The sequence below is a fragment of the Pseudomonas sp. Ma2-10 genome, from assembly GCF_054330215.1.
The window spans coordinates 81,791-94,379 of record NZ_JBTEYL010000014.1 but is presented as its reverse complement, the minus strand read 5'-3'; the positions used below and the strand labels follow the sequence as shown (position 1 = coordinate 94,379).

Annotated in this window: 12 protein-coding genes and 1 pseudogene; 7 read left to right on the top strand and 6 right to left on the bottom strand. The window is 56.4% G+C overall.

Features of this window, described 5'->3' with window-relative positions; translation table 11 throughout:
• Positions 1-44 precede the first annotated feature (44 nt).
• From ACXPVS_RS17700 to acs, 6 genes are all read right to left on the bottom strand, one after another.
• On the bottom strand, positions 45-809 hold the full coding sequence (locus ACXPVS_RS17700) for an ABC transporter ATP-binding protein (protein WP_458511083.1): 765 nt from the start codon (positions 807-809) through the stop codon (positions 45-47).
• Between the two features lie 27 nt (positions 810-836).
• Positions 837-1,949, bottom strand: coding sequence for a M14 family metallopeptidase (locus tag ACXPVS_RS17695; protein ID WP_458511082.1), 1,113 nt, complete (start codon positions 1,947-1,949; stop codon positions 837-839).
• 1 nt (position 1,950) lies between these two features.
• Positions 1,951-2,649, bottom strand: coding sequence for an ABC transporter permease (locus ACXPVS_RS17690; protein WP_458511081.1), 699 nt, complete (start codon positions 2,647-2,649; stop codon positions 1,951-1,953).
• A complete protein-coding gene (locus tag ACXPVS_RS17685; protein WP_458511080.1) occupies positions 2,646-3,335 on the bottom strand; it encodes an ABC transporter permease in 690 nt (229 codons plus the stop codon). Before ACXPVS_RS17685 ends, ACXPVS_RS17690 begins: the two co-directional genes overlap by 4 nt.
• A 91-nt stretch (positions 3,336-3,426) precedes the next feature.
• A complete protein-coding gene (locus ACXPVS_RS17680; protein ID WP_458511079.1) occupies positions 3,427-4,200 on the bottom strand; it encodes an ABC transporter substrate-binding protein in 774 nt (257 codons plus the stop codon).
• A gap of 556 nt (positions 4,201-4,756) precedes the next feature.
• Entirely contained in the window at positions 4,757-6,712 is a 1,956-nt protein-coding gene (gene acs, locus ACXPVS_RS17675) for an acetate--CoA ligase (RefSeq protein ID WP_458511078.1), read from the bottom strand.
• A 414-nt stretch (positions 6,713-7,126) separates the two neighbouring features.
• Here acs and ACXPVS_RS17670 point away from each other — a divergent pair, with 414 nt between their 5' ends.
• From ACXPVS_RS17670 to ACXPVS_RS17640, 7 genes and pseudogenes are all read left to right on the top strand, one after another.
• Entirely contained in the window at positions 7,127-7,390 is a 264-nt protein-coding gene (locus ACXPVS_RS17670) for a DUF2790 domain-containing protein (RefSeq protein ID WP_458511077.1), read from the top strand.
• Between the two features lie 189 nt (positions 7,391-7,579).
• A pseudogene (locus tag ACXPVS_RS17665) lies at positions 7,580-7,774 on the top strand (hypothetical protein); the annotation flags it as partial.
• 529 nt (positions 7,775-8,303) lie between these two features.
• Positions 8,304-9,554: a ribonucleotide-diphosphate reductase subunit beta gene (locus tag ACXPVS_RS17660; protein WP_458511076.1), complete on the top strand. Its 1,251-nt coding sequence runs from the start codon at positions 8,304-8,306 to the stop codon at positions 9,552-9,554.
• A gap of 321 nt (positions 9,555-9,875) precedes the next feature.
• Positions 9,876-10,589 carry an HNH endonuclease gene (locus ACXPVS_RS17655; RefSeq protein ID WP_458511075.1) on the top strand — a complete coding sequence of 238 codons (714 nt, stop codon included), beginning with the start codon at positions 9,876-9,878 and terminating at the stop codon, positions 10,587-10,589.
• A gap of 192 nt (positions 10,590-10,781) precedes the next feature.
• Complete coding sequence (locus ACXPVS_RS17650) at positions 10,782-11,999, top strand: S-type pyocin domain-containing protein (protein WP_458511074.1); 1,218 nt, start codon at positions 10,782-10,784, stop codon at positions 11,997-11,999.
• Between the two features lie 7 nt (positions 12,000-12,006).
• Positions 12,007-12,270 carry a colicin E3-like toxin immunity protein gene (locus tag ACXPVS_RS17645; RefSeq protein ID WP_458511073.1) on the top strand — a complete coding sequence of 88 codons (264 nt, stop codon included), beginning with the start codon at positions 12,007-12,009 and terminating at the stop codon, positions 12,268-12,270.
• Positions 12,271-12,335: 65 nt separating this feature from the next.
• The gene (locus ACXPVS_RS17640; RefSeq protein ID WP_458511072.1) at positions 12,336-12,587 is read left to right on the top strand and encodes a pyocin S6 family toxin immunity protein; all 252 of its coding nucleotides are present in this window, start codon (positions 12,336-12,338) and stop codon (positions 12,585-12,587) included.
• Positions 12,588-12,589: the final 2 nt, after the last annotated feature.

Here is a 12,589-nt window from a genome sequence, read left to right as displayed (position 1 = left end):
GCGCGATGCGCAGCATGACCTAATTGGGTGCGTAACGGGAGCGATTACTTCAGGCTGCCCGAGAGGAATTGTTGCAGACGTTCGGACTGTGGGTTGACCAGCACCTCACGCGGGTTGCCGCTTTCTTCGACGATACCTTTGTGCAGGAACACCAACTGGTTCGACACTTCACGGGCGAAGCCCATTTCGTGCGTCACCACCACCATCGTCCGGCCTTCCTGTGCCAGGGCCTGCATGACTTTCAGCACGTCGCCAACCAGCTCCGGGTCGAGCGCCGACGTCGGCTCATCGAACAGCATCACTTCAGGTTCCATCGCCAGCGCACGGGCAATCGCCACACGCTGCTGCTCACCGCCGGACATGTGGCCCGGGTAAGCTTCTTTACGATGCGCCACACCGACCTTGTTCAGGTAGTGCTCGGCCTTCTCGCGGGCTTCGGCCTTGGACATGCCGAGCACGTGGACCGGCGCTTCCATGATGTTTTCCAGCGCGGTCATGTGCGACCACAGGTTGAAATGCTGGAACACCATCGACAGGCGCGAACGCATGCGTTGCAGCTGTTTCGGGTCGGCCGCTTTCAGCGCGCCTTCCTTGTTGGCAACCAGTTTCAGCTCTTCGTTGTTGAGCAGAATCCTGCCTGCGTGCGGCTGCTCCAGCAGGTTGATGCAGCGCAGGAAGGTACTTTTGCCGGAGCCACTGGAGCCGATGATGCTGATCACATCGCCAGCCGCCGCTTTCAGGGACACACCCTTGAGCACTTCGTGACTGCCATAGCGTTTATGCAGGTCTTGGACTTCAAGCTTGTACATGCGGTCGGTTCTCACAAAAACAGTCAGTCAGTCGTTGAGCAAGCGCCCGTGACGCAGCGCTTCGCGCCCCGCCACCTTGGCCAGCCAGAAACCGGGTTGGGCATAACGCAGCCGTTCAATGGCAAACAGCACCCCGGACGTACCAGCACACACCGTGCTGACCCGATCCGATAACGGATCGATCACTTCGAAAATCTCATCGCCGGCTTCAATCCATTCACCGGGTTTACGCAAGAAACTGATCACGCCAGGATGTGGCGCGAACAGCAATTCAGTGCCTTCGAACGGCATGCCTTCGCACGCCTCCTGCGCAGGTTTGGGCCATTCGCCGATGATCAAGCCTTGTTCGGCAAGGAACGCCAGAATGCCTTCGGCGTAACCCTCGGCGTCCGCACGAGCGGTATCGGCCTGACCACCCAATTCAATGGTAGTGGCCAGGCACGCCAGGGGAATCTGCGCGCCGGGGAACAGACGCGACAGGCGCAGCCACGGCAGCGAGCAGGCTTCATCGAAGGAGCTGCCACCGGAATCTTCCGCCAGCAAACCGACCTTCACGTTCAGGTGAGCGGCGAGCGAACGCCACTGCGGCCAATGTTGCGGCAAGGCGTACATGTGCAGCGCAGCGTCTGTATCGCAGTGCAAGTCCAGCACAACATCAGCGGTGCAGGCATGGCTGAGCAACACTCGCTGCATGCCTTGCAATTGACTCGCGGCCGGAGGCAAGGCTGCCAGCGCATCGCTCATGGCCTGACGGATCAGGCGGACGTTGGCGTGCGGATCGTCGCCCAGATGCCCGTCCAGCGTAGCGGCCACTGGCGCGCTCAGCTCGACGAAATCGCGGTTGAAGTTCTTGCCGCTGCCCGCCTCAAAACGCCCTTGATGATTGCCCTGAAGCAATTGACCGAGGCCCAGTGGATTGGCCACCGGCACCAGTTCGATCACACCGTTGAGCAAACCTTGGGCTTCGAGCTCGGTCAGACGCTTTTTCAGCTCCCAAGCCGTGCGCATGCCCGGCAATTCATCGGCGTGCAGGCTGGCCTGGATGTAGGCTTTGCGTTCGCCACTGCCGAAGCGGAACACCGTGACCTGGCGTTCGCTGCCCAAGTGGCTCCACGGCAATGAATGATCGATGCGTTCCATATCAGTGCTTCCGCGGGGCCAGATAGCCCAGCCAGCGGCGCTCGGCCAGTTTGAACATCTTCACCAGAATGAACGTCAGGCAAAGGTAGAACACACCCGCCGTGATGTACGCCTCGAACGGCAAGTAGTACTGGGCGTTGACCGTTCGCGCGGCACCGGTGATGTCGATCAGGGTCACGATGGACGCCAGACTGGTGGTCTGCAGCATCATGATCACTTCGTTGCTGTACTGCGGCAGCGCCCGGCGCAAGGCCGACGGCAGCAGGATGCGCTTGTACATCTTGTAGCGCGACATGCCCATCGCCTTGGCCGCTTCAATCTCACCGTTCGGCGTGGCGCGCAGGCTGCCGGCGATGATTTCAGCGGTGTAGGCGCTGGTGTTGATCGCGAAGGCCAGGCACGCACAGAACGTCGCGCTGGACAGCCACGGCCAAAGGAAGCTTTCACGTACCGCTTCGAACTGCGCCAGACCGTAGTAGATCAAGAACAGCTGAACCAGCATCGGTGTGCCGCGAATCACGTAGGTGTAGAGCCAGGCGCTCATGTTGACGGCCGCGTTTTTCGAGACGCGCATCAAGCCCAGCGGCAACGCGCACAGCAAGCCGAAGAACAGCGACAGCGCGAGCAATTTGAGGGTGGTCAACAGGCCGCCGAGGTACAGCGGCATGGCCTCCCAAATGACGTTGTAGTCGAAGATCATAGATCAGCCGCCCTTACGCCTACCGAGTAGCGCTTCTCAAGGTGACGCAATGCCAGCAACGAGACGCTGGTGATCACCAGGTACATTGCCGCCACTGCGAGGAAGAAGGTGAAAGGTTCGCGGGTGGCATCTGCCGCCTGCTTGGCCTTGAACATCATGTCTTGCAGCCCCACCACCGAAATCAGCGCGGTAGCCTTGGTCAGTACCAGCCAGTTGTTGGTGAAACCCGGAATCGCCAGGCGAATCATCTGTGGCACCAGCACCCGGAAAAACACCTGAAAACTGCTCATGCCGTAGGCCATGCCGGCTTCTGCCTGACCTTTCGGGATCGCCATGAAGGCGCCACGGAAGGTTTCCGACAGGTACGCCCCGAAGATGAAGCCCAGGGTGCCGATACCGGCGGCCAATGGGTTCAGGTCGATGTAGTCGTCAAAACCGAGCAACGGCGCCACGCGATTGAGCAGGTCCTGACCACCGTAGAAAATCAGCAGGATCAGCACCAGGTCGGGAATCCCGCGGATCACCGTGGAATACAGGTCGCCCAGCCAGGCCAGCCAGCGAATCGGGGACAGACGCAGCGCAACGCCGATCAGACCCAGAACAACGGCCAAGACCATGGACGACAAGGCGAGCTGAAGCGTCAGCCATGCGCCATCGAGGATGACAGCCCCGTAGCCTTTCAACATGATTCAGGTCCTCGAAAAGGGGGATGAAAAAATGGCGCAAACCTCAGAGATCCTGTTGCTTGCGCCATTTCGGACTTGTCGCCGGGAGGTGTTACTTGCCGTAGATATCGAAGGCGAAGTACTTGTCCTGGACTTGCTTGTACTTGCCGTTCTCGCGAATGGCGGTGATCGCGGTGTTGATCTTGTCTTTCAGTGCGTCACCCTTGCGAACGGCGATACCTACGCCGTCGCCGAAGTATTTGACGTCGGTGAACGCCGGGCCAACAAAGGCGAAACCTTTGCCGGCGTCGGTTTTCAGGAAGCCGTCATCCAGCAGCGTAGCGTCTGCCACGGTGCCGTCGAGACGGCCAGAAGCGATGTCGAGGTAAATTTCGTTTTGCGAACCATAAGGCTTGATCTCGGCACCCAGCGGGGCCAGGACTTCGCGGGCGAAGCGCTCATGGATCGAACCACGTTGCACGCCGATGTTCTTGCCCTTGAGCTCAGCCAGGCTGTCGCTGACTGGAGTACCGGCCTTCATGACCAGGCGAGCCGGGGTGTTGTAATACTTATTGGAGAAGTCCACGGACTTCTTGCGGTCTTCAGTGATCGACATGGACGACAGGATCGCGTCGATCTTGCGCACTTTGAGTGCCGGGATCAGACCGTCGAACTCTTGCTCGACCCAAACGCACTTGACCTTCATCTCTTCGCACAGAGCGTTGCCGATGTCGTAGTCGAAACCAACGATACGGCCGTCCGGTGCTTTGGAAGCAAACGGAGGGTAAGCCGCTTCGATACCAATTTTCAGAGGCTTTTCATCGGCGAAAGTCGGCAGGGACAGCACGGACAGTGCCAGGGCGCCAAGCAGCACGAGTTTCTTCATCTTGGGACTCCATCGGTAAAGGGCTAAAACGGCAGAGTGAGCGACAGCCCAATATGCGAATGAGTAGAACCGCAAAGCGGTGCTGCGCTGTAGCAATCGCGCGCTTTTTTTCAACGCGAGCAACAACGAGCGAGTGATCGGCATTCTAACGACAGGCCCGAAGCCGATATTTCTTCAATGCGACAACTAATTACAGAACCACAGAGAAAGCCGCTTGGGCGCGTTGACAGCTCCGCAAAATCATGCGAGAGCAAAAGACAGTGAACCGATCTACGCTGCAAATTGCGGGCCTATTATTGGCAAACCCTTCTAATCCGGCAAGCGCAGCGTGGTGCCTTATTTTTAAAGCGGGCTATAGAGACCGAATGAAGGGGCTATGCGTTTCCCAATGCCCCGTATGGGAGCGAGCGGTTACACATTCAGTTACTTGAGCGAAAGCGGGTAACAGTGGGAAAGCGCCTACAAGTGAAGCCGATAAATATTGGCTGCCCCCATCGATACGAAAAAGCCCCGCTCGGCGCAATGCCGGCGGGGCTTTGATGATCAGGAACTGCTGCTAAGCGACGTTCATGGTCTTGTGCGTATCAATCAGATGCTGCACCACGCCCGGATCCGCCAGGGTAGAAATATCACCCAACCCATCGTATTCGGCCGTAGCAATCTTGCGCAGAATGCGGCGCATGATTTTGCCCGAACGGGTTTTTGGCAGGCCCGGTGCCCACTGAATGACATCCGGCGAAGCAATCGGACCAATCTCTTTACGGACCCAGTTTTTCAGCTCAAGTCGCAGTTGCTCGCTCGGTTCTTCGCCACCGATCAACGTGACATAGACATAAATGCCCTGCCCTTTGATGTCGTGCGGCACACCGACCACGGCCGCCTCCGCGACTTTCGGGTGGGCGACCATCGCGCTTTCAATCTCGGCGGTCCCCATGCGGTGGCCGGACACGTTGAGCACGTCATCCACGCGACCGGTGATCCAGTAGTAACCGTCTTCGTCACGACGCGCGCCGTCACCGGTGAAGTACATGCCGCGGAAGGTCTTGAAGTAGGTATCGACGAAGCGGTCATGGTCGCCATACAACGTGCGGGCCTGTCCCGGCCAAGAATCGAGAATCACCAGGTTGCCCTCGGCAACGCCTTCGACGATGTTGCCCAGGTTATCCACCAATGCCGGCACCACGCCGAAGAACGGACGTGCAGCCGAACCCGGTTTGAGCGCGTGCGCACCCGGCAACGGGCTCATCATGTTGCCGCCCGTTTCGGTCTGCCACCAGGTGTCGACGATCGGGCAACGGGACTGACCGACATTCTTGTAGTACCAGTCCCACGCTTGCGGGTTGATCGGCTCACCGACCGAACCCAACAGACGCAGGCTGCTGCCATCGGCACCTTCAACGGCAGCTTTGCCGGACGCCATCATCGCGCGGATGGCGGTAGGGGCAGTGTAGAGAACGTTGACCTTATGCTTGTCGACGATTTTCGCCACCCGGGTGATGTCCGGGTAGTTCGGCACGCCTTCGAACAGCAAGGTGGTCGCGCCATTGGCCAACGGGCCATAGACAATATAGGTGTGGCCAGTGACCCAACCGACGTCGGCGGTGCACCAGTAAACTTCGCCCGGGCGGTAGTCGAACACGCGCTCGTGGGTCAACGCCGCGTACAACAGATAGCCGGCGGTGGTGTGCTGGACACCCTTCGGCTTACCGGTCGATCCGGAGGTATAAAGGATGAACAGCGCTTCTTCAGCACCCATTTCTTTCGGCGCGCACACAGTGCCCGCGACTTTCATCAGGTCTTCGTACCAGATGTCGCGATGCTGGTTCCACTTGATGTCGCCACCGGTGCGCTTGCACACGATAACTTTCTGAATGCTGCTGGTTTCCGGGTTGGTCAGCGCATCGTCGACGTTGGACTTGAGCGAGATCTTCTTGCCGGCACGAATGCCTTCATCAGCAGTGATCACCACTTTGGATTTGCAGTCGATGATCCGGCCAGCCAGGGCTTCCGGCGAGAAACCACCGAACACCACCGAGTGAATCGCGCCAATCCGGGTACACGCCAGCATGGCGACCACGGCTTCGGGGATCATCGGCATATAGATAGTCACCACGTCGCCGCGGTGCACATCCTGGCCACGCAGGGCGTTGGCAAACTTGCAGACTTGTTCGTGCAGCTCACGGTAGGTGATGTTGCGGCTTTCGGCCGGGTCATCCCCTTCCCAAATAATCGCGATTTGATCGCCGCGCTCGGCCAGATGACGGTCGAGGCAGTTGTAGGAAACGTTCAGGGTGCCGTCGGCGAACCATTTGATGTCGACATGGTGATCGTCGAAGGAAGTCTGTTTCACCGTGGTGAAAGGCTTGATCCAGTCGAGGCGCTTGGCTTGCTCGCGCCAGAAGCCGTCCGGGTTAACGACGGACTGCTGATACATGGCCTTGTAGGTCGCCTCGTCAGTCAGCGTGTTGGCCGCTACCTCGGGACGAACGGGATACAGAGAAGCCGCACTCATCTTTGTTACCTCGGTGGAATAGTTGTTTTTGTATGACCCAGTTGTAGCCGGGCTGGGCCTATAGAACCATTCGACGATGGTAGTAACAAGCCCCTACAAAATGTGGCTATACCCCGCCTAGGCGCTCAAGAGCAGTGATTTCAGGGGCTTTGGGCATTTATGACATTGGCTTCATTAGCGAGCCAAAGGTCGCTTTTCGGGGATTGTTACAGGATCTGCCAATAGTGTTTATCAAAAGCACGCCTATATGAATGTACACCCCACGCCTAAAATCGGCCTCGCCAACCAGGCAACGTGATTAACCAAGTTGCAGCCCCCACGAAGGCAGTTAATCCAAAACTTAGTACTCAAGTTCCACACGCAACCCCAAAAAGGTTGCGTGACCCCACTCGACCTCTAAAAGGTAAATCTGAAATGAAAGCTTTATTAGTTCTGGCCCTCAGCAGCCTGTGCGCAACCGCCATGGCAGACGAGGTCCCGACTGATGTCGCACAGCAGCAACCCGCCGTTGAGGAATACACTTACTCCACCGATCTGGACATCGCCAAAGTTGTATCGATGAGTGAAGTCCCGAATGTGTGTGAAGTTGTTCCAGCCACAATGGAATACGACGACTCCAAAGGCCAACGCCACATTCTTCGTTACAGCGTTATGGGTAACGGCTGCTCTAACAGCTAATCACCCGCTCTTACGCTCCCAAGGTTCGACCCATCCGCCCGATATTTAAGGCAGATGAAGCGCCGAACCTTATATATCTACTTATACGATTGATTTAAGCGTTTATTTGCGCTTTTTAATCAAATTATCTGGCGTAGTATCAATTCCACACCCAAGGCACACAACGCCAACGAACCTGGAGCCACTACCATGAAAACCAAACTGATCCTCGCCCTGACCCTCTCTGTCCTGGCCGCTAACACCTTCGCCGCTGACGGTTACGACCGCACTGGCTCGGCTGCTTACACCACGCAAGCGGCTGTCGCTTCTGACGGCTTCGATCACACCGGCGCTGCCAAGGTAGCTGCCGATGGTGCAGACCACGTTGGTGCGGCTCGTCTCAGCTAATAAATGAGCACGAGTTTACAGCCCGACTTCGGTCGGGCTTAGTTGTGTCTGGGGGCATCGAAAACCCACTCAAAACACAACATGTAGTGGAAACGGCAGTTTTTGATTGTTTTTTGAACAAAAATAATCGAGCGCCAAAATTAATGAAAAAAAAATCTGCACCCGCGATAGCAGCCAAAGCCCTGTAAACCCTCACTCCGGCCTAAAAACGCCTACTGCCTCCCCTTCTCAGTGCCATTTCGTCGCACCACGCGGCCGAAAATTTCCCTATAATGCCGCGTAAATCGGGCCTGCAATATTCCCTTACAGGGAACACGCCAGTCTGAAGCCCACGCAGAAGCTGTTCACATTTTCTGCGCCCGTCAGTGGCCTCAGAACACCCGTACAAAATTCTGTTTATTGCCTGCGTTGTACTGCTGCAAAAAACGATTTCCTTTAGATCCACCGCGGCCAGTACGGCCGTGTGAAAAACCAACCAATCAGTTTTCACACGGGCATCTGGCCCTCACGCAGGAGACGACACGTCATGCTGAGCTGGGACGAATTCGACAAAGAAGACAGCGGCGAAACCGTTGTAAAAGGCGCCAACGCCGGGCACGCCACTGAAGCCAACATGGACCGCCTCGACACCGCTGGTGGCGTCGCTGCGCAAGAAGCCCGCGCTGTAACCGCGTCCGACTCCGCCGCAATCGCCCGTGCAAAAGCAGCCCTGGACAACCTCGACGTCGCCGAAGGCCTCGCCGAACTCGAAGGCGCCTCCGCCCGTGTGGCCGTCGACGAAAAGCGCATGATTAACTGCCGCGCCGACCTTAACCAACTCGTACCGTTCAAGTACGACTGGGCCTGGCAGAAGTACCTGGACGGCTGCGCAAACCACTGGATGCCGCAAGAAGTCAACATGACCGCCGACATCGCCCTCTGGAAAGACCCGGAAGGCCTGACCGACGACGAGCGCCGCATCGTCATGCGCAACCTCGGCTTCTTCTCCACCGCCGACTCCCTGGTTGCCAACAACCTGGTGCTGGCCGTGTACCGCCTGATCACCAACCCGGAATGCCGCCAGTACATCCTGCGCCAGGCGTTCGAAGAGGCGATCCACACTCACGCCTACCAGTACTGCATCGAATCGTTGGCCATGGATGAAGGCGAGATCTTCAACATGTACCACGAGATCCCATCGGTCGCGAAAAAAGCCACCTGGGGCCTCAAATACACCCGTTCGATCTCCGATCCGAAGTTCGAAACCGGCACCGTCGACACCGACAAAGAGTTGCTGCGCAACCTGATCGCCTACTACTGCGTTCTGGAAGGCATCTTCTTCTACTGCGGCTTCACCCAAATCCTCTCCATGGGCCGCCGCAACAAAATGACCGGCGTCGCCGAGCAGTTCCAATACATCCTGCGCGACGAATCCATGCACCTGAACTTCGGCATCGACGTGATCAACCAGATCAAAATCGAAAACCCACACTTGTGGGACGCTGAAATGAAGGAAGAAGCTTCGCAGATGATTCTGCAAGGCACTCAGCTGGAAATCGAATACGCGCGCGACACCATGCCTCGCGGCGTGTTGGGCATGAATGCGGCGATGATGGAGGACTACCTGAAGTTCATCGCTAACCGTCGCCTGTCGCAGATTGGGTTGAAGGAAGAGTATCCAGGGACGACTAACCCGTTCCCTTGGATGAGCGAGATTATGGACTTGAAGAAAGAGAAGAATTTCTTTGAGACGCGGGTTATTGAGTATCAGACTGGTGGGGCGTTGAGTTGGGATTGATTCCAGAGCTAACCGCGATTTGACGGTAGCGACCTGAATCGACAAATCGAAAAAATGAAAGCCCCGATCTGATCGGGGCTTCTTTATTGGGGAATGAAAACTCCATTTTTTCGTCCCTACGCGGACATGCCTTTTCTGTTGCTCAACCGTAAGCGTCGGCGGGTGCCGGTGGTTAAGCCCCCGAAATATTCAGAGGGATAGTAGCGAGGTGCCTTTGTAGGACCGACTGAACGATGCATCAGTCTTTTCTGTAGGAATATTCGTAGACAGTCGTAATGGCCACTCAGTATCGTCCGAGAGTTTTCTACCCTCGGCGATTGTATGGACACGGAAAAGAGCAACAACGATTGGAGTGACGTGGAGATTCAGGCTGCAGTCGATTCTTATCTCAGCATATGGTCACGCGAGCAGAGCGGGCAGGCATTCAATAAGGCCCATGAAAATCGTGTTCTACGCGAAGGTTTCTTAGCAGGCCGCACCAAGAGCTCAGTAGAGTTTCGAATGCAGAACATTTCTACAATCATGACCGCGTTGGGTCGAGAGCCTATCAAGGGTTACAAACCCGCCAAGAATGTCGGCGCCAATGTTGCGCGAAGCATTCGAGAAGCGCTCAACGCTCCAAGTACTTTGACGCCTGAGGATTTTGTCCCTACAGCGGACGAGGCAACGCTGGAACAGCGATCTGCCAAACTTGAGAAACATCCGATTAAAGACGTGCCGAAAGGGATTGAGAAACCAGAACAGACTCAGTCCAGCGGAAAATCTTATGTTCGCGACCCAGAGGTAAGAGCTTGGGTTCGCCAACAGGCTAACGGTAGATGCGAAGGCTGTGGTCAGCCTGCTCCGTTTGAAAAGGGCGGCAGACCGTTTCTTGAGGTTCACCACGTTAAGCATTTGGCGCAGGAAGGTTCGGATCGCCCGAGCAACGCCGTGGCGCTGTGTCCGAACTGTCATCGACGTTGTCACCATTCGAGCGACCGGGATGAGTTCACAGCGTCACTGTTTCAGAAGGTGGAGAGGTTGAAGTTTGAGTGATCGGGCCTGGAAAACTTCATTGGCACATGTGCACGAAGGCGGCGAGTCCTAAGGATTGCACTGCCGTCCTGATAAAAAGAGAAAACGCTTAGAGTCATCCAGGACTCGTCCTACAGCCACGATTAGCCGCGTTCGTTAACGTCGCGCAGCCCCTTTTCCGGGGTTGCCGATGGATGAACAAAAGGAAGATCAGTGGCTGGCAACAAGGACATTCCGCGGATAAAGAATCCGCCCTCCGGTGATGGGCATCACGTCACTCACCGCTTCATGACCGCCACCGAATTGGCCGAGCGGGACGCAAGGCAAAAAGTCTACGAAGCCATGCTGGCCAGGCAAGACGCCTTCGAACGCAGCCGTCAGGTCATAGAGGAAAGGCAAAGACCCACTCAAGCCGGATGTGTCTTCGCCAAGTCCTGCAAGCTACCGGACGCCATCATCGATTACTCGAATCCCTCAGGGATGGTGCCGACCGATAGCCTGAAAGACTACGGTGACTTGATTCTGCTGGGTGCTCGCGAAGCGGATGTATCGGGCGCTGTGCCACTGAAGAAGATCAGTGGCGCAGCGATTCCCGTCGGTCTGGGTTCCCTCGCCTTGGCCGGCTCGGCATTCGCCGCTGTCCCCGCCGCAGCCGCAGGCACCGCCGCAGCGGCGCTGGTTGGTCTCGTAGCGTTGGTTACACCCTCGAATCTGGGCGACAGCTCGCTTTACACCGAAGACCAACTCCGTTCGCTGAAACAGGCCCGCACCCGCGTTCGCCTGCGGGTCGAGCAACAGACTGACGGCAGCCTCAAGGGATACGCTTTCTACACCGGCAAAAATCGCGATTGGGAAATGGTTGATGTCGCGCAGTTCACCTTGCGTGGCAGCCAACAGGTGGCTGACCTGGGTGACGGCATTGAACTGATCTGGACACCGGCTGTAGAGGGTTCCGACATCCTTGGCATTCCTGCGCTGGAGGCGGCCCCGCAAGCACCGCATATCTGGGTTTACCCGCCGACGAAAGCGGCTGACAGCATCATCGTGAACCCGGTGTATCCGCCGGAGTACAAGGATTTCATTCTGGTGTTTCCGGTGGGGTCGGGGGTACGTCCGGTTTATATTGTGGTGAGTGTTCGGGGCAAAGGCACAGCCGAAGCTGGTCACACCTATCACCCAGCCCCCGAAACCGAAGACATCACTGCATTTCCTGGATTGAGAAGAACAAAAAAGAAGACCCCATACGCGGGAGGACTTCGGGATCGCTGGACTGATGCGAAGGGTAGAACAATTTACGAATGGGATTTTTTACATGGTGAACTTGAAGCCTATCGTTCAAGTGATGGCAGCCACTTAGGTTCTTTCGACTATGAGACTGGCCAACAGCTGGACTCACCGAAGAAAAATCGAAGCATCAAAAAATATTTATGAGGACGTTATGGGACTGAAGATCAGACTGGAATGGTATGACAAACGAACCGAGATGGGCGAAGGGGAGGAATTGTCGAAAGACTTTGGCGATGATGGCTCTGTTATCGAAGCGCTGGGCATACCCATTGAAAACAATGTGAATAATGGCGGTTTCAACGTATCTCCCGACTGGGTCAGCACTCTTCAGCCCCATTTCCACCATGCCATTCAGTTGCTCTCCTATGACTACCAAGTAGCGTTCGTCTATCGAGACAAGTGGCGATCGAAGTGATAATGGACTGAAAGATTCAACACAAAAAAACCGACCACCCCAAAGTAACCCAAGAGAGAAAAAACATGCGCTATCTTTCCATCACCGGCTTTTACCCCGATGAGAAGCAGGACGATACATTGCAGTTCGAACTGGCTCTTAAAGATTACAAGCTCAACCAGATTCTGGCTCAACTGACTGAATCAAAAACCCTCGAAGAGTTAGAGCCCGGTGAACTGCAACTCACTGAGCAGCAGGTCAGGCAGGTTGCAGATTTACTCAAAATTGATTTTCCAGTGGGGCTGGAATATTTCATCGGAACACGCGCAGGCACCTAGAC

What these genes read in the sequence shown, in the direction of transcription:
- ACXPVS_RS17660 (WP_458511076.1), top strand. Translation starts at nt 8,304, where the DNA reads ATGCTGAGCTGGGACGAATTCGACAAAGAAGACAGCGGCGAAACCGTT.
- ACXPVS_RS17685 (WP_458511080.1), bottom strand. Translation starts at nt 3,335, where the DNA reads ATGTTGAAAGGCTACGGGGCTGTCATCCTCGATGGCGCATGGCTGACG.
- ACXPVS_RS17655 (WP_458511075.1), top strand. Translation starts at nt 9,876, where the DNA reads ATGGACACGGAAAAGAGCAACAACGATTGGAGTGACGTGGAGATTCAG.
- ACXPVS_RS17645 (WP_458511073.1), top strand. Translation starts at nt 12,007, where the DNA reads ATGGGACTGAAGATCAGACTGGAATGGTATGACAAACGAACCGAGATG.
- ACXPVS_RS17680 (WP_458511079.1), bottom strand. Translation starts at nt 4,200, where the DNA reads ATGAAGAAACTCGTGCTGCTTGGCGCCCTGGCACTGTCCGTGCTGTCC.
- ACXPVS_RS17640 (WP_458511072.1), top strand. Translation starts at nt 12,336, where the DNA reads ATGCGCTATCTTTCCATCACCGGCTTTTACCCCGATGAGAAGCAGGAC.
- ACXPVS_RS17700 (WP_458511083.1), bottom strand. Translation starts at nt 809, where the DNA reads ATGTACAAGCTTGAAGTCCAAGACCTGCATAAACGCTATGGCAGTCAC.
- acs (WP_458511078.1), bottom strand. Translation starts at nt 6,712, where the DNA reads ATGAGTGCGGCTTCTCTGTATCCCGTTCGTCCCGAGGTAGCGGCCAAC.
- ACXPVS_RS17695 (WP_458511082.1), bottom strand. Translation starts at nt 1,949, where the DNA reads ATGGAACGCATCGATCATTCATTGCCGTGGAGCCACTTGGGCAGCGAA.
- ACXPVS_RS17690 (WP_458511081.1), bottom strand. Translation starts at nt 2,649, where the DNA reads ATGATCTTCGACTACAACGTCATTTGGGAGGCCATGCCGCTGTACCTC.
- ACXPVS_RS17670 (WP_458511077.1), top strand. Translation starts at nt 7,127, where the DNA reads ATGAAAGCTTTATTAGTTCTGGCCCTCAGCAGCCTGTGCGCAACCGCC.